We start from the raw sequence: 17265 nt of genomic DNA, 5'->3' as shown, positions 1-17265 counted from the left end.
ATTACCGTCTCCCAACCCGACTGGACATCACGCTGTCTGTATTGACACCGAATTGCGTCAACCAATGGTCCACCATTGTGTGTCCTTTTTCCGCCGATGCATGCCCCAAAAACGTGACATCGTAGTTTTTAAAGGCAATTCGGACATTTTTAGTATTTTGCCCGCGCAACGATTTATCACGCATCACAATGCGTTCCAGATCAACTAAACGACGACGTTGACTGTCGAGTTTGGCTTGTCGTTCATCAATGGTGAGGGATGAGTCAAGAAACGTCTTAATCGTCATAGCACGTTCACGTTCCAGATTTTCAAGGGTTCCGGCCTGTGCAATGCCCGTCATGGCAATCAGGGCCGCCGCGCCAAAGGCAAGAATTTGCGTTTTCATGGTTCTATACTCCTTCAATTCGTCAAATCAGTTATTCAGAAAGAACGATACGTTGTCGGCCGGTGTCAGGCTGGATTGTGCGACATCACTGTCGATCATCTCTTCATCCATGCCTTCTTCAGCCAAGGTCATTGCATCAAGTGCCACCAACTTCGCCATATAGCCGAGGATGGTTTCTTCCTGTTCCAGAACCGCCAATTCGGTCTGCACATCGGCAACCATGCGACGGACATGTTCCACCCGTGTCAAGGGCACCCCATTGTCAGACATGGGGGTTTGGTTCATACGGTGGTTATCAATACGGGCAACCAATTGTTCAATTGCTGTCCGGTTCTTGCTGTACTGCTGGGAATATTTGCTTTCTTCCAGATCGGGTGTTTCAAACAAACGTTGATCAACCTTGGCGACGGAGGATTCAAACCGCTCGGCAGCCGCTTTTTGCAACTCGATCAATTCTTCCTTTTCCGGAGTCATCTCGCCCTCTTCACGACTAAGACGTTCCAGCATGTCGTCAAACAAACGACGCTTGGTCATCAGGTGTTTGCGGCGCAGTTCATTACGATCAGACATCATGTTTAAATAGGCGCGTTTTTCCGCCAAGAACTGATGGCGTAAATCACCACGGACCTCCCCATCTGATGTTTCAATCGCTTTTTGCAAATCCCCCAATGTGTTGCCTTTTAGGGAGATATCCTCTTCCGTTTTTTGAATGGCGGTCCCCAGTTCGGAATTGGCAAAATCATGATCAATGGATTTTTGCAAATAGCTGGGTGGCAGTTTCACAAGACGTTCCGAACTTTGCGGTGTCCAGTTCGGTGCACTCCACGCAACGCTTGAGCTGGCCATTAAAATCGCACCACCCAAAAAAACGGCCCCTAATGTCAAAGCCAGCCGTTTGGGTTCTACACGATCTATCAGTAATGATAATTCAGACATAAAGGCCTCCCTTTCCTAATTCCTAGTTGCGTTCCCAATAACGCACACGGCGTAATTCAGATTTCAGATCATTATTGACATTGGCATCACTGTAACGCCCGATAGACCCTGCCCCGCGTTTACCCAACAGAACTTCCATTGTTTGCAGGAAAGACGACCCATCAGCAAAATAGAGATCTTGCCCATCAAAATTTGCGGCGAATTTATCCAGATTTTCCCGCGCCCCTTCCACGTCACCCCCCTTTAGATGGTTCTGCACCGTCAAGGCATAGGCGCGCATACGTTCATCTGTGGCAATTCCGGCAACATCCGGTCCGAGATCAGATTCACATTTTTCAATCATACGCGCACTGGCAAGATATTTGGCCGGGTCGTGATTGGTCTGGGCTTCGCGGTCCAGTTCCAAGGCATGATCGCGACATTCGCGATAGGTGCGCATTGCTGAAATTTCATTGTAACGCGCTTCCCGAAAATCAATTCCCCCGCCAAAAGACGGCGGTTGGGTGACACAGGCGCTCAAACTCACCGTGGCCCCCAGCATCATGGCGCCAAAGGCCAGACGTTTGGACGTTGTTTTGATAAAAGCAGACATGCTCCTGACTCCATTTGTTTAAACTGCTTGCTGAGTTTATGGAGAGGTCAGAGGCTTTTTTTTGGATATAGGTAAATTCTTTTTAGAGATTTACGGTTTCAACGTCACGTTCATGCGGTCCAATGCCGCATTAAGGGGATGCCCCTCCCCTTGCAAAGGGTCTTCGCTGGCATAACAGATAACCGTTTCCTGCCCAGCAGGTGGCCCAAGGCGGATACGAAACGGCGCGTTCTGACTGGCGCTTAGGATATGATCAATATCGGCATCAAAGGCCTGAACATCACGCACCTGATCATTGGGATAAATGCGGATGACCTTGCCATCCACCTGTTCATAATCACACAACAGCCATGCCTTGCGGCTCAGGCGGACTTGTAAATTTAAATCTTCGCCAAACGCATATGTCGGATGCTGCCCCCGATCAGAAAAGATATCAATCGTCAATTGAGGTTGTGTTTCAGGAACATTCGTTTCAATAACCGGCTTCGCACCTTCTTGCGAAAAGATACCGCTCCAGACAAAAACAACCGCAAGAGCAAGCAATGCCGCCCCGGCCATCACCCAAAAGGTCGCATTTCCCCGCTCTTTATCTTTCGTGCCCAGTCCCAAAACCTCCATCAGGTCATGGGTTGTTTTCAGACTGGCAACATCAATGCCGCCTGGTGGTTTATGGGCAGATAAAAAGACCGCATTTTCCACCCCCGCTCCAAAAACAATCGGCGTTCCCTTGGCGATATAATCCGCCAGCATCCCGGCAGACGCTTCGACTTTTTGCGCCATATGATCGACATCACCGACATTCAGGTCGTTGTCAACGGTCCCGGAAAGCCAAACGATCAAATCTGCGGTTTCGAGGTCGGACAATTCACACGATTTAGATTTAAAAACGGCATGGGCGGCAAAAACACCCAACTGCCAACTTAACCCTGTCCCGATGGGACCGGAAACATCCAAACGAAAAGCGCCTTCTTCATAGGGACCAAATTCCCGCATAATGACACCACTGCCTGCGCGTACAAAATCGTCATAATCCAGACTAATGGGCAGGACTTCGGATTGACGGCGCAGGCACATCATGGATTGTGGGGCAGGTTCCGGCGTTATACGGTCCACAAGGACCGGCCCCCCCGTTGTCGCAATGAGAATGGCGATGCGCTTCACCGCAGGAAAATCTCCGTCTTTGGCTCACCCAATAGACGGGCGGCATCTGAATATTTCTCGATAATGGTTTGGATAACACCGTTGCGCGCCGCTGGCAAGGCAACGCGTACCATGGTTTCATCTGGGCCAAACAAATGCAGACTTTGCGGCATATCACGACGTTGATCGCTCATTTCCACAATAAGATAAAGCTGATCACTTTGCGCCCTTGAGAGCTGAAGCCGGATATGACAACCATCTGCATGGCGTTCCGGGTATTCTTGCGTACTCGCGGCCAAGGCTTGTGGCATATGAATAAGGGCCGTTTTTTGTAATAAGCTGCGATAAACCCGGCGCACTTTCAAATCATGGCCCAATATATCCTGAACCGCATCATCCTGCGCCCCTTGCACATAGGCATATAAGCGTCCCAACGAAATTGCACCACTTTCGCGTTTTGTCATAACCTCGCGCACATTGTACAATTCAGCAAAACGTTGTTGAGCACCCTCAAGAAGATTGGGATCTATGCGTGTCATGTTTGGGCCTCCTGATAAAGGAGTTGAAACTGGGATTTAAATTTGTCCCGATCTTGTGGGAAAAGTGTTTGTACGTTTTTATCTTCCAACGCCTTCATATACCGCATAAGCTGATTTTCCATCGCGACCAGGGCATGTGCGGCACGTTCAAAGACACCCCGTTGCGCCATCGCCTGATCGTCAAAGCCCTTGCGTTTCATTTTCGTAAAGGCCTGTTCACCACGTTCAACAGCCGCGGCCGGAAGAACCACCAGATTATCCCCATCACTGTGATTAAGCACATGCAAACTCGCAGCTTGCAGGTTTTTAATATGAGATAAAATGGTCTGACATTCCTGTAAACGATCTTCGTATGTTTGAACATCTTCACAGGATATACGTTTTTCAACGGTGGCCTTGGGCCGTCCAACCTGCAAATCCGTTGTGATCCCGGACTGGACCTGACCAAAGATTTCATACCGCAAAAAGGCCAAAGGCAGGCGTAACGCATCAGGGCCATACGTCATCAAATTTTCAATAGGCGCGCGTTCTGTCTTTATCTTAAAGAAACGGATATCCCCGCTTTCGTCTTCGTCAAAAATATCAAAGGGGGACGTCCAGTCTTCAAGGCTCACATCGACAACCAAATCACTGGCAATATCGACTTCGCCGGCCTCCCCATCCAGTCCCAAGGGAGCCGCATGTGCCGCTGCCGTGGCAAGCCTGCTTTCTTCAAACGCGCGGGCAAAATCGCAAAAGAGATCAAACACTGTTCGGTATCCTCTATAATCTTTGCCTTGGTTATGGAGATGCCAGAAGTCGAAAACGCATTCATCGTGCAAAATAATCCCGTTTTCCTCCTCAGAACGATCTTGCAGAAATTTATAAACCTGTGAAAATTTACCATCAGCCTGCGCACTACTTAGATAAGCAATCCGGTATTTTCGAAGATCGGAAGCCAAAGCATTGCTGCATGCCCTTATATTTTTTTCAGAGGGTGGCTCATCAAGTAATGTTTCAAAAAAATCGTTAAACGTCTGGAAATAAGAAAAGCCATCCATTGAACAGAGAAATTCATAAAGCGCGACCAAAAAGGGCATACGCCCAAACCCAACTTCAAAAACCTTGTCATCATAACTGAGGACAAGGCCTCTTTCTGACACGCTCACCCCCGGTGCCGTTCCGTTTAAAACCTGTTTGTAAAATGCCGGTGTGGCTTTATTAGGGGATAGAAAAAAATCGCTTAGCCCCGCTGTACCTTGTAATGCGCCGACCCCACAGACCAAGTGACTGAGTTCAAAAAGCGCCATATCTTTGTTAGGGCCGTTGCCTTGGGCACATATAAATTTTGCCAAGGTTTCCATCGTGGGACGTAACGCATATTTAGGCGCGCCTTCCAACGTAGTGGTTTCACACAACGCGGTAAAATCTGCGAGTAACGGGTCTTTGCCCCCTGCGTTTCTCAATATATTTTGTGTATGATCCACCGACATCCTCCCTGAACCAGAAGAGGATATCCAGATCACACCTTGCAATCAATGGAAATAGGGACGCGGCGGTGGACGACGGCCAAACCCACGACGGTGCGGCGGTGGCGGGGGTGGGGGTGCACGATAAAAACGCGGCTCAAACCGATCAGATCGTTCCACAATGATAATTTTCGTGTTCACATCTTCATCATATCGGTCCGCTGCCCCACGTACCCGCCATTCCCGTAACTCAACCGTGTCGATATCTTCATCGTGCCACGCAATCAAGGTATCGTCCGTTTGATCATCCGGTCCCTCCCACAAGCTGGCCTGTTCAATATAAATTTGCTGCCATTTTTGCACCATCGCCACATATTTACGGGTGCGCACATGCGGACGGTTATTTTTCAAACTGCCGCCGTTATAATGGGACAAAGCCAGATCCCATTGCCCATCATACTGATCATATAAACGTTCCAAAAAACGGATCCCCAACCGAATATTGGTTTTCGGGTTCCATAACGCATCGGCTTCAACACCAAATTCACCGCGTGCCGTTTGTGGCATGATTTGCATCACACCGCGCGCACCCGCAGAACTTAAGGCACGTGCATTAAAATCAGACTCCACCTTCGCCACCGCCATGACAAGGGCAACTGGAACGCGGCTATCGGCGGCTTCTTTCAGGATCATCTGTTTGACTTCAAACCGGGTTGCCGCTTGGGCGGTGGATAGATAGGCTGCGGCTAAAAACAAGGCGACGATCCAGATAAAGGTTAAAACGGTTTTCATAGCTTTGCCTCCTGTAAGGCCTTCAACCATTTTTCATTCAACACAACAACCGTGATATCCTGTGCTGAAACACGTTTGCGCACCTGCATGGTCGCCGACATAGACAGGTCAGGATCAACCGCAAGCACAATTTTATCGCGCCCGGCAAGCCCTGCCGGGTCCACGGGTTTGAACGTATGATCAAGGAAACGATCTTTATAATAGATCAACAAATTTTCCGGCTGAACGTTACGGCTTGCTCCTTTTGCTTGATCTTGTTCCGTTTTCTCAACCGTATTCGCCAGTTCGATGGGATCATCATCCAACACAGATTTAACAGACTGGCTCACCATTCCCCCACCCATGGACACCATCGTCAACACCATGATGGAGAAGAATCCCATCGCAAGGGCTAGGGCAATTTCCGCCATTGCATTGGTTTGGGTTGTATCGCTCATTCTCTTTCTCCTTTTTCCCACATGGGCTTAATCCAGATAGGCAAGGTCTTGGGCAATTTTTTCCAAAATCACTTGGCGGGGTGTTTGAATAATGCGGGCTTTCAGGTCCAATTCAGCAAGGACTTGAGAGAGATCATCACGCACATCCCCTGCGCTTTCGCGGCGTTCCAACCAAAAAGCCGGTTTGTCAGGTTGCGAGGTTAAAGCGCTAAGGTCTTTCGTATTGTCCAACCGAACAAGACGATCTTCGATATGACGGATTTCACGTGGCTTAAACCCTTTCAAGGTCAGAGTCAGTTTGTTCGATGAAACCACTTTTTCTTCATATTTCGGTTTCATCTGCGCCAAACGGTCCACCAACTGATCTTTAAAGTGCGGTAGAATTTCACGCACATGGCGACGCATGACCAGATCAAAACAGGCCGGACCACATCGTCTTTCCTGTAATTTCGCAACCGGGCTTTTAATGCGTAATGTATCAACAACATCAAGGGTGCGAACATCGACAATTTTCGCAATCCCCACCATACGGTCACGAAGGCGTCGTCCATCCTGTTCCTGAATGTGTCGCAAGGAAACCAATACCGCAAAATCGACTTTATGACGCGGGCTTTGCGCAATCACATCCATCGCTTCTTTGAAGCTCATGCCTTGTTCATTGTCGCGATTTTCTTCAAACAGTCGAAATTTTTGATGATGCAGATAATTGCCCGTATGTTCAAAAACACGACGAAATGCCGGATCATTTATATCCAGCAGGTTCGGCCCCTGATCCACGGCCATATAAAGAATGCGGGGAGAGGAATTTGCCAGTGCTGGACTGGCAAACATCAAAGCCGCCAAAATCATTATTATTTTTTTCATCATTTCATCACCTCGTTTTAGGTGGTTGTCCATCTGCACAAGGTTATGGAGAGCTGAGAGATGGATTTTATTTTCCCCTAGAAAAAAAGTTTCTGAAAAAAACATCCTCTGCCCCCTTCATAGCCCGAAACAGAATTCGACAACTTGAAAAGGATGCGTTCGATGAAACGTTTTATGATCCCTTTGGCACTTGTCGGTGCCCTTATTTTCAATACCAGTATGGCGCAGCAAGTTCACGCCAGTGATGAAACTGTTGGTACCATTATTGGTGCCGTTGGTGGTGGCTTACTTGGGTCCGCAATGGGGAAAGGCAAAGGTCGGTTGATGGCTACCGCCGCAGGAACCGTAATCGGTGCCGTGATCGGTCATGAAATCGCGCACGACGCCTATGACAACGATCCTTATGATCGTCCCCGTGTACGGGCAAAAAACCGAGAGTATCGCGATTATGATGATTATGATCGCCCACCCACCCGTATTGTCTATCAGCGCGTCCCCGTCAAAGGGCACAAACATCCCAAACATAAAAAATGGGACCGTGTCGCCCGTTATGACAATGACATTCTTGTCTGCAATAAAAACGGTAAACGTTGCCATTGGTATGATTGACACGATATGATGAACACAGATGTCATTCAGGCAGGTAAGATATGAAAACACTGCACCTTTTCGCAATGGGCTGCTTCCTTTGGGCTGTTTCAATCACAACAGCCCAAAGCGCACAGACCGATCAAAACAACGATGATGTCGCTGTCATCATTGGCAACAAGACCTATGGGGATCAAGATATTCCCGAGGTCCGTTTTGCCCATAATGATGCCAAAGCGATGAAGCAGTTTGTGCAAAATGTGCTGAATATCCGCGAAGAAAACATTATCTATCTGGAAGATGCCACACAAGCCAAGATGCAGAGCACCTTTGGACGTCAAGGCAATCATCGGGGCAAAGCCTTTCAATACGTCAAACCCGGTGTTTCCAAACTTTATGTCTTTTATTCAGGCCACGGCCTACCTGGACAACATGACCAAAAAAGCTATCTTTTGCCTGTCGATGCCGAAATTGCAACCGCTGACATCAACGGTTATCCAACAGATTTATTATATAAAAACCTGAAACAGATTGACGCAAAATCCATCATGATTTTTCTGGATGCCTGTTTCAGTGGGAATAGCGCGGGCGGTAGCTTGATCACGCAAGCTTCCGGTGCCTCTATCCTGCCTGCCCCTGTACCAAATGACGATCCTAACGATACCCTGACAGTCATTACCGCCGCGTCCAATGATCAACTGGCTAGCTGGGATGAAGAAAGCCGTCATGGACTGTTTACCGAATATCTTTTGCGCGCCCTATATGGTGAAGCTGATAAAAATAATGACGGAAAGGTAAAGCTGGACGAAGTTTCCGCCTTTCTCAAAGAAGATATGCGCTATAAAGCGCGGCGAACCTATAACCGGGATCAAGTGCCTGACATTTCCGGCAATAGCGACCGAATTCTAGTGGCTGCTGTCAACGGGATCTATCCCACCCGTCCGACCTTATTACAAGAAAGCGAAGACCTGATTGATCCCCCGGCTATTGATACCGGAAATTATGACCTTTATCCCGTTGAACAAAACATGTTCGCCCTGAAAAATGCCAATGTACGCCGCCTGCCCACCGTACGGGCACGCAAAGTGATGATGTTACCCAAAGGGGAGCCCATCCATGTTGCCGCAAAGATCATCGACCAACCCTGGTATGCGGTAGAACGCGGTGACGGCATTATCGGCTATGTTTTTGCCGACCTGCTGGGGGAAGAAAAGGACATTGCAACCGAAGAAGAAAACCGCAGCATTCGCGAGCTAAAAGATCGCCTTGAAAAACTGGAAGAACGCACCCGACTGTCCACACAGGATATTTTACCGGCCCCGCCGAAAACCCAAGCCGACAGCCCACAGATGATCGAACGGCCTGTTGAACAGCCCCGGCCTGAACGCCCCCGTCCCCCTCATGAGCGTTATCAACAAATCGAAAGCAGACTCAAAACAATGGGGGCGATCCTTGCCAGACAAAGTTTTATTCTTGAAGGGCAAAGTGCAGAGCAACAAACATCTTTTTCCTATAACTGGATCCGCGTACACGCCGATCGTTGCAAGCTCAGTGCATCTATTTCCTTACACCATAACGATACGATCAACATTTATGATCAACAGATTGAAAGCACATTTTGGCAAACCTTAGACAATAAAAAACGTATTCTCAAAAACCGTAGTGCAAAAGATTGGAAAAAAGAAAAGATCGAATTGTTTAAACACGGACCTTTTATCTTTAAGTCCAAGCAAGACCGCAACCAATTTGCCCGTCAGGCCAACAAAATGCGTGATATCTGCCCGCAACCGCGCCATGTACAAGCGAACGACACGACATACAATCCGCAGTCACGATATCAACGACCGCCGCCACCTCCATTTAAAAGGCAGCCGCCACCCTTTAGGCGCAATAACGAATAATTATATATATTCACCGGCGCGATGGCCGATATAGGTGTACGGCATCAAAGCTTCCATCAAGGCTTCACGACGAACTGGTTTTGCAACATAGCCCTGCATGCCGTGCTTGGCATATTCTTCAATACTGTCCTGCATGACATCAGCTGTCAGGGCCAAAATTGGGATGTTTGCCTTTTGCTGGTCTGCCATTCCACGAATTTTTAGTGTTGCTTCCAAGCCATTGAGACGCGGCATATGAATATCCATGAGAACCAAATCAAATTCATATTCAAAGACAGCATCCACGCCTTCCTGCCCATCATTGGCAACCGTCACGTGATGGCCCATTTTTTCCAGCAAGCCACGTGCAACAGTCCGGTTGATTTTATTATCCTCAACCACCAAAATATTAAGGTCTTTTGTCACTTCACCCTGCGGGCTCGGTGCACAGATATGTTGCGGTGGCTGGGATTTCGGTAAACGCAGCTCAAAATAAAAGGTTGTGCCCTCATCTAGAACACTATCGACGTGAATGCGGTCCCCGCCCATCGTCTCCACCAAACCGAATGAAATTGCCAATCCAAGCCCCGTGCCGCCAAATCGTCTGGAAATTGAGGTATCAACCTGTGTAAAGGCTTTAAAGAGACTATCTATCTGTTCTTGTGGAATACCAATGCCCGTGTCTTTCACTTCAAAGTGAATTAACGCATCTTCCGGCGTGCTTTCCACCACCTTAATGGAAATAGCAACTTTACCTTCATCCGTAAATTTAACGGCATTGCCTGCCAAGTTGGTCAGAACTTGTGTAATCTTCGCTCCATCGCCCCAGAAATATTCTGTTTTACCCAATTGAATATTCACTTCAATATCAATGCCCTTACCACGGGCTTGGGGCAAAATCAGTTGTTCAACCGTTTTTACGGCATTTTTCATAGAAAAGGCATGATGGTCAATTTCCAGCGCGCCAGCTTCAATTTTTGAAAAGTCTAGAATATCGTTTACTAAAGACAGCAACAATTCCCCGGAACTGCGCAAACTGTGTAAATAATTGCGTTGGCGATCATCAAGGCCCGTATCTTCCATCAATTGCGCCATACCTGTAATGCCGTTCAACGGGGTGCGCAATTCATGTGACATGGTCGCCAGAAATGAAGACTTCGCCTTGTTGGCTTTTTCCGCAGTTTCCTTCGCTTTAATCAGGGCTTCTTCTTCCTGATTAAGGCGATTGATCATACCGTTATAGGCATCAATCACAATGCCGAATTCATCCTCGGTATCCCAACTGATGGGTTCACGACGATGATGGCCTTCGGTTTTCTGAATACCGTGCAAAAGAGTTTCCAGCGGGTCCGAGACAAAACGGCGAATAGCCCCTGTGACCGATACGCTCAAAACAACCATCAACAATAAGAGCAGACCTGAAATCTGTATGACGGAATCTTTTAAGAGAACTTCCAGACGTTCTTTATGAAATAAAATAATGACTTCGCCAATGGTTTCCCCACCGACATCCGCATCGGAACGAATGGCACGACGCACCAGTAAAGGCGTCTCGCTATCTTTGGGTAAAACACCGCCTACCGTTGCCAAAACACCAGAAAACTGTTCTCGCACTTCTGCACCCGCAACGTCCGGGTCAAGGCTTAGGGCAGCCAAAATGGCTTCGGCACCGGATTGATCAAGGTTCCACACAGCATCAGACAAGGCTGTCGCATAAATATCAGCCAACGTCTTTTGCTTGGTTTCCAGCTCTTCATCCAGATCCGTATAGGTCAAAAATGAGAAAAGCCCTGCCATGAAAACAGCCGCCAAGACAAAAGGCGGCATAAGCGCCAAACGAAGCTTGCCACCAATTGACTTTCGACTACCGGATAAGACAGACACGCGATGCAAAACCTTAAAATTATACTGAATTCCCAGTTAAAACTACGCGCTTTAACCTTTGGATGCAATCTCTTGATACGGTCTTTCGGATATTATACAGAAAGATAATAACGTCAGGTGATTTGTTCTTTCGTCTTATGAAATTCCAGATCGGGATAATCTTCCATTGCCTTGTCCAAATGCCAGGCATTTCGGGCCAGAAAAACGGGCTCTTCATCATGATCATCACCAATTGCACCCCGGTTTTCATCCAGAAATTTTTTCAGTTTCAAATGATCAGAACAGGTAACCCAACGTGCCGTGTACAATTGTGTAGATTCGAAATGAACAGGAATATTATATTCTGTTCGAATACGATCTGCCAGCACCTCAAATTGCAAGGCACCGACAACCCCGACGATCCAATCTGAACCCATCAAAGGTTTGAAAACACGGGCCGCACCTTCTTCTGCGATTTGCTGTAAGGCCTTGCCCAAATGCTTGGCCTTCATCGGATCTTCAGGACGGGCTTTTTGCAAAATTTCGGGGGCAAAACTTGGAATCCCGGTGAAACGTAATTCTTCCCCTTCCGTCAAGGCATCCCCAATGCGCAAGTTGCCATGGTTTGGCAATCCAATAATATCACCCGCCATTGCCTCTTCTGCCAATTCACGATCCTGTGCCAAAAACAAAGTGGGATTATGAACATTAATCATCTTTCCAGTACGGATATGCTTTAACTTCATGCCACGTTTGAAATGGCCGGAACATAAACGCACAAACGCAATCCGATCACGGTGTTTCGGATCCATATTGGCTTGAATTTTAAAGACAAAGCCGGAGACTTTTTTCTCAGTCGGATCAACATCCCGGGTGGTCGTGGCTTGCGGGCGCGGACTTGGCGCCATTTGTGAAAGCCCTTCCAGCAATTCGCGGACCCCGAACGTATTGATGGCAGACCCGAAATACACCGGTGTCAAATGTCCACCAAGGTAACTTTCAAGGTCAAATTCCGGGCATAATCCCCGCGCCATCTCGACTTCTTCGCGCAATTTCGCCACAGCATCATCAGGCAACAGATCATCCAGTTTGGGATCATCCAGACCATTACATTCGATCCCTTCTGATATCTGATCATTTTTGCCTTTGGCAACCAGGATCAAACGGTCATTAAACAGATCGTAACAGCCGAGGAAATTGCGCCCCATGCCGATCGGCCAACTGGCAGGAACCACATCCAAGGCCAGTTCCTGTTCGATCTCGTCCAGAATTTCAAACGGATCACGACCTTCACGGTCCAGCTTGTTGACGAATGTTGTAATCGGAACATCGCGCAAGCGACAGACTTCGAACAATTTTCGGGTTTGATTCTCGATCCCTTTGGCCGCATCCAAAACCATCACAGCCGAATCGACAGCCGTCAACGTGCGATAGGTATCTTCGGAGAAATCTTCGTGACCCGGTGTATCCAGCAAGTTGAAGGTCTTGTTCAAATAATCAAATGTCATCACGGAAGAAGCAACCGAAATACCGCGTTCCTGCTCGACCTTCATCCAGTCAGAGCGCGCGCGGCGGCGGTCTCCCTTGGCCTTCACCGCACCAGCGAGTTGGATCGCACCCCCGAATAACAACAGTTTTTCAGTCAGTGTCGTTTTACCCGCATCCGGGTGAGAGATGATCGCAAATGTTCTGCGTTTATGGATTTCAGTTTCGAAAGTCATGGCTTGTCCGAAAGTAAATAAATTTTCCAGACAATAGGCATATTCAGAAAAATCACCAGCCCTTTTTTTTGACGCATGGCAAACGAATTGTTACCCTATCTGAGGAACAAGGGAGGAAATGGATCATGACTGACGAAAAGACTGCGCCCAAAACAAATATAAAAGCCAAACGCACCCGACATGCCAGCGCACAAGCCAACTATATGGAACGCAAACGCGCCGAAGGGAAAGAATGGCTGGCAACCTGGGTCCCCGGCGATGCGAAAGAATGCCTGAAGGAATTGATAAAGCGGATCAATTCAGACAAAAGCCACCCCACAGAGGCCTATATAAAACGTATAGAACAAGCCGTCGAAGACAGCGCCCCGGATTGGGCCAAAACAAACACCAGTCTGTTGAATATATGGCTAATCACCACACATAATGTCCAAATTGACTTCAACTCAACTGAAGAAGAGCCGGAAAAAACCGAAAAAAAAGCCAAGAAAGAGAAAAAAAAGAAAAAGAAAAAATAATTACGCCACCGCAAAAAACGAAAAATTGCGTTAGTTCACGCTCACATTCTCAGCGAGGCAGAAGTCGCGTTTTCCGGTATTTTTCACCCGGTACATGGCTTTGTCCGCCGCCTTTAACAAGGCCGGAATGTCACGCCCATCTTTAGGATAAAACGCAATCCCGACACTGGCACCGATTTGAACAGACTGTCCCGCCACATTAAAAGGCCGACAGGCTTCATCAATAATTTTTTGCGCCACAACGCTGGCATCGTTATTTTGATTCACATCCGTGATTAAGATAACGAATTCATCCCCCCCGATCCGCGCAATATCGTCTGCATTTCGCAAAACACCTGTAAATCGGCGGGATAATTCCTTCAACAACAGATCACCACCTTCATGACCGCAATTGTCATTCACCCCCTTAAAACCATCTAGATCGATAAATAACAATGCCAATTTTTCGTTGTTACGGTCTGCATGCGCCAACATCTTGGACGCATTGCTTTGTAAAAAACGCAAACTGGGTAGGCCCGTCAGCGCATCATAATGGGCCAACCTGCGCAATTCTTCCTGTGCATCATGCAGTTCCGTGACATCATATTCGACCACCAAAATCAGGCTATCCCCGCTCAGGGGATGGCGTGACATACGAATATCCAGTGTGTGTAAACGTTTGCCTTCCAATGTATTCATTTGATAGGTCCATCGACCACCTTTTTGATCAATGGCATCACGCAAACAGACACGACCCTCTGCCGGGCTGAAAAAACGGGCGATGAATTCGCTTTCAACGCCATCAGGCAATTCTTCACCATGGAGATGCTTATAAGCAGCCGTTGCCGACGGGTTTTCAATCACGGCTTTTCCATCCAGTGTAAAACTGGTTACCAACACATTGGTGTATCGCATCGCCTCCACCAGCAGCAGGTTTTCCGGCGCTTCCCCTAAATTCACCTCTTCATTGATATAGGCAATGATGCCGCGATGGCGATCCGGTCCAAGGGTCACCGCACGATGCATCATAAACAGTGTTTTAGGCTTTCCATTTGGGTAAGTTGTCCACGGATCAATCGTCAACCCATTCTTTACAGCCAGATCAAACGTCTGAACTGTGCGATCCCGCGCGCCTTGGGTATCACCGGACAAATCTTTATTAATTAAATCATCCAGCGTATCCAACCCCCAGAAATCAATCGCAGCCTGATTACCCCACCACCAGCCGTGCTTGTCCAGATCGAAAATCCAGACAACATTGGGGATCAACTCGTAAAGCCGCAACTCATCAAGGCTTTCAATATGGGTCAAATGACTATAGTCTTGCTTTTTCATCTACAGGTTGTTCTTATTACATTGTATTTATTATAGAAAATATACCTTTAAACTTCGTCAAGCCCAAGCGGAATGATCAATAATTTAAGTCTTGTTTCCCCCCCTTATATAGCTTAGGGTCCGCGATTAAGTCTGAAAGGAAGGACACTAAGGGGAAATAGGACCTATGAATATTGTTCTTATCGGTATGCGTGGCGCCGGAAAATCCAAGATTTCGCGCCGTCTCAGTGTCCTAACCAAACGCGACGTTTTATCCTCAGATCTCCTCATTCAATATGATCATAACGGCAAATCCATCCCACAAATTATTGAGGAATGTAACGGCGATTGGCGACAATTTCGTGACATGGAATACGCCACCTTGCAAAAAATCACGGCACTGGACAGTAACATTATTGACTGCGGCGGAGGCATCATTGTTGATATTGACGAAAATGGACAGGAAATTTTCTCAGATCGCAAAATCAATCTCCTGCGCGCAAATGGGCGCATTATCTGGTTGAAAGGTGATATCCCCCGCCTTGCCGCCAAGGTAAAAGGCGATGCGACACGCCCCAGCCTGTCTCAAACCAAAAGTGCGGAAGACATAATGTACCGTCGCCTTCCCTTTTATGAAAAAGCCGCAGATATTGTGATCAACATTGAAGGCAAATCCAAACGCGAACTTGTCGAAGAAGTTCACAAAAAAATCGCTAAATATCTCTGAATATTGTCATTCCCGCATGATACTTATTTTAGTAGACTGTAACGTAACGGTATGACGTACAACAACAGGGCGGACCCGAATGAGATACCTTCCCCAAATATGCAGCCTTGCCCTGATCTTTATGCTGGGCGCATGCGGCGAACCGGCGCCGGCCGCCTGGACCGCCAATTTGGACATTAACTGCAAACCACAGGATCCATTGGATAAGACCTATGCCGCCCTGTCGCCCAAAAAATTCTGGCGCGAACAAGAATACGATCTCGGCAATCTTTTGAAATCCGGCCAAAAGAACTTGGAAATGAGCAGTAAAATCCTTGAAGACAGCGTCTCTCAAAAAGGGGAATACCTGCAACTTTCTCAAAAAGCTGCCGATGATCTTGGCCTAAGCGGGAATGCACGGCGCGATCATGTCCGCGATAACATTGATCGTTACAATAAAGAAGTCAATGCAATTAAAGAACGGCTAGAAGCACAGGAAAAAGCCTTGAGCTGGATCCGAAAATGCACAAATGCCGTCCATCAGGAACTTCGCAAACTCAACCTTTCCCCCGTTGAGTATGATCCTGAAAAGCGCCCAATGTAAAAAGCACACCATGACCATAGATACTTGTAAACTCCTTGATCTTTCCTATTGGAAAGCACTCAATCCGCATTTAACCATCTCGCAATCGCCGAACTTTCGCCCTCCTTTGATAATTGAACGTTCCCGGCTGGATCAAATCTCTGATACGCTGCATCATGATGGTTATCTTCACCAGTCCCCCTTACTACAGGAAAAAGACATAGAAGCCCTGCGTCTGGGAATTGAAAACCTCGTTCAAGCTGGATGGCCCGCTGCTTTTATCTATGTCTATGATCAAGTCTGGGATGTGTTCTATCAGCTCAATGGGTTTCTCTCTCATTTCCTTGGGGATCGTTATGGCTTGCTCCCACATTTTTGGGCATGGCATATCAATAAAGATGACAAAGGAGTGACATCCGGCTGGCCGCCTCATGTGGATTACAGCGGAGAATGTGCCTTTTTCGATGACTATTTAATCAGTTTGTCTTTATGGATCCCTCTTACCGACGCGACGCCAGAAAATGGATGTATGAACATTTTACCCTTGTCCCGGCAAAAGGAATACGAAACACCCATCAAAGAGCCCAGTGACATTTTATTACAGGACGTGCGCTGCCTTCCTGCAAAAGCCGGATCGGTATTAGGCTGGCGACAGGATTTATGGCATTGGTCGGGGCGCAGTTCAAAATATGCGACAGAACCGCGTATTTCCTTATCTCTGGAATTTCAGAACCGGGCCTTTGATCCCCTTTGCCCCCCTCTTTACGACCTGACAAACCCACCCGAGCCTGAACAACGCATTCGCCTGATCTGTGGGCAATTTGCCAAATACGACCATATGGAACGTGTTGCCCCTGAATTGGAAATCGCCGGAAAAGAAATCGGCATCACACAGACTTGACTCTTAGGCCGGAACTGACGACATTAGGAATGGCTTTTCAGTGCCTCCAAGAGGGCTGAAGGCTTATATTGCTCTCGCTTTT

18 protein-coding genes are annotated in these 17265 nt (G+C 47.6%); 6 read left to right on the top strand and 12 right to left on the bottom strand.

Annotated features, from left to right (window positions below; translation table 11 throughout):
• Position 1: 1 nt before the first annotated feature.
• The 9 genes from ACI0FF_RS04505 to ACI0FF_RS04465 all read right to left on the bottom strand — a co-directional run bounded on the left by ACI0FF_RS04505 (position 2) and on the right by ACI0FF_RS04465 (position 7136).
• Complete coding sequence (locus tag ACI0FF_RS04505) at positions 2 to 385, bottom strand: hypothetical protein (protein WP_419798933.1); 384 nt, start codon at positions 383 to 385, stop codon at positions 2 to 4.
• 27 nt (positions 386 to 412) lie between these two features.
• Complete coding sequence (locus ACI0FF_RS04500) at positions 413 to 1321, bottom strand: hypothetical protein (protein WP_419798932.1); 909 nt, start codon at positions 1319 to 1321, stop codon at positions 413 to 415.
• Between the two features lie 22 nt (positions 1322 to 1343).
• Positions 1344 to 1913: a hypothetical protein gene (locus ACI0FF_RS04495; RefSeq protein WP_419798931.1), complete on the bottom strand. Its 570-nt coding sequence runs from the start codon at positions 1911 to 1913 to the stop codon at positions 1344 to 1346.
• Positions 1914 to 2003: 90 nt separating this feature from the next.
• Positions 2004 to 3074 carry a DUF4384 domain-containing protein gene (locus ACI0FF_RS04490; RefSeq protein ID WP_419798930.1) on the bottom strand — a complete coding sequence of 357 codons (1071 nt, stop codon included), beginning with the start codon at positions 3072 to 3074 and terminating at the stop codon, positions 2004 to 2006.
• On the bottom strand, positions 3071 to 3592 hold the full coding sequence (locus ACI0FF_RS04485; RefSeq protein WP_419798929.1) for a hypothetical protein: 522 nt from the start codon (positions 3590 to 3592) through the stop codon (positions 3071 to 3073). The genes ACI0FF_RS04490 and ACI0FF_RS04485 overlap by 4 nt, the downstream gene beginning before the upstream one ends.
• Complete coding sequence (locus ACI0FF_RS04480) at positions 3589 to 5058, bottom strand: hypothetical protein (RefSeq protein ID WP_419798928.1); 1470 nt, start codon at positions 5056 to 5058, stop codon at positions 3589 to 3591. The genes ACI0FF_RS04485 and ACI0FF_RS04480 overlap by 4 nt, the downstream gene beginning before the upstream one ends.
• A gap of 48 nt (positions 5059 to 5106) precedes the next feature.
• Complete coding sequence (locus ACI0FF_RS04475) at positions 5107 to 5832, bottom strand: lytic transglycosylase domain-containing protein (protein ID WP_419798927.1); 726 nt, start codon at positions 5830 to 5832, stop codon at positions 5107 to 5109.
• Complete coding sequence (locus ACI0FF_RS04470; protein ID WP_419798926.1) at positions 5829 to 6269, bottom strand: hypothetical protein; 441 nt, start codon at positions 6267 to 6269, stop codon at positions 5829 to 5831. Before ACI0FF_RS04470 ends, ACI0FF_RS04475 begins: the two co-directional genes overlap by 4 nt.
• Before the next feature lie 27 nt (positions 6270 to 6296).
• Entirely contained in the window at positions 6297 to 7136 is an 840-nt protein-coding gene (locus ACI0FF_RS04465; protein WP_419798925.1) for a hypothetical protein, read from the bottom strand.
• A gap of 159 nt (positions 7137 to 7295) precedes the next feature.
• Between ACI0FF_RS04465 and ACI0FF_RS04460 the strand changes: the two genes are divergently transcribed.
• Positions 7296 to 7742 (top strand): glycine zipper 2TM domain-containing protein, encoded by a 447-nt coding sequence (locus tag ACI0FF_RS04460; protein ID WP_419798924.1) that lies wholly within the window; start codon positions 7296 to 7298, stop codon positions 7740 to 7742.
• Between the two features lie 41 nt (positions 7743 to 7783).
• Positions 7784 to 9622, top strand: a complete 1839-nt coding sequence (locus tag ACI0FF_RS04455; RefSeq protein ID WP_419798923.1) for a caspase family protein — start codon at positions 7784 to 7786, stop codon at positions 9620 to 9622.
• Here the strand turns inward: ACI0FF_RS04455 and ACI0FF_RS04450 are convergent, their stop codons facing one another.
• Positions 9623 to 11485 carry an ATP-binding protein gene (locus ACI0FF_RS04450; protein ID WP_419798922.1) on the bottom strand — a complete coding sequence of 621 codons (1863 nt, stop codon included), beginning with the start codon at positions 11483 to 11485 and terminating at the stop codon, positions 9623 to 9625.
• Between the two features lie 113 nt (positions 11486 to 11598).
• Complete coding sequence (locus ACI0FF_RS04445) at positions 11599 to 13185, bottom strand: peptide chain release factor 3 (RefSeq protein WP_419798921.1); 1587 nt, start codon at positions 13183 to 13185, stop codon at positions 11599 to 11601.
• A gap of 125 nt (positions 13186 to 13310) precedes the next feature.
• Here ACI0FF_RS04445 and ACI0FF_RS04440 point away from each other — a divergent pair, with 125 nt between their 5' ends.
• Positions 13311 to 13700, top strand: coding sequence for a hypothetical protein (locus ACI0FF_RS04440; protein WP_419798920.1), 390 nt, complete (start codon positions 13311 to 13313; stop codon positions 13698 to 13700).
• Between the two features lie 30 nt (positions 13701 to 13730).
• Here ACI0FF_RS04440 and ACI0FF_RS04435 read toward each other — a convergent pair whose 3' ends face one another.
• Positions 13731 to 15014, bottom strand: a complete 1284-nt coding sequence (locus tag ACI0FF_RS04435; RefSeq protein ID WP_419798919.1) for a diguanylate cyclase domain-containing protein — start codon at positions 15012 to 15014, stop codon at positions 13731 to 13733.
• A gap of 166 nt (positions 15015 to 15180) precedes the next feature.
• Here ACI0FF_RS04435 and ACI0FF_RS04430 point away from each other — a divergent pair, with 166 nt between their 5' ends.
• The 3 genes from ACI0FF_RS04430 (at position 15181) to ACI0FF_RS04420 (ending at position 17183) form a co-directional block, all read left to right on the top strand.
• Entirely contained in the window at positions 15181 to 15720 is a 540-nt protein-coding gene (locus tag ACI0FF_RS04430; RefSeq protein ID WP_419798918.1) for a shikimate kinase, read from the top strand.
• Between the two features lie 79 nt (positions 15721 to 15799).
• On the top strand, positions 15800 to 16303 hold the full coding sequence (locus ACI0FF_RS04425; RefSeq protein WP_419798917.1) for a hypothetical protein: 504 nt from the start codon (positions 15800 to 15802) through the stop codon (positions 16301 to 16303).
• Positions 16304 to 16313: 10 nt separating this feature from the next.
• Entirely contained in the window at positions 16314 to 17183 is an 870-nt protein-coding gene (locus tag ACI0FF_RS04420) for a phytanoyl-CoA dioxygenase family protein (protein WP_419798916.1), read from the top strand.
• Positions 17184 to 17265 lie beyond the last annotated feature (82 nt).

It is taken from the genome of Terasakiella sp. 4MB5A, from assembly GCF_050058155.1.
In the GTDB taxonomy this organism is placed as follows: Bacteria; Pseudomonadota; Alphaproteobacteria; order Rhodospirillales; family Terasakiellaceae; genus Terasakiella; species Terasakiella halodenitrificans.
Note: the sequence above shows the minus strand (reverse complement) of the source record. Positions and strands in the feature narration are given on the sequence as shown.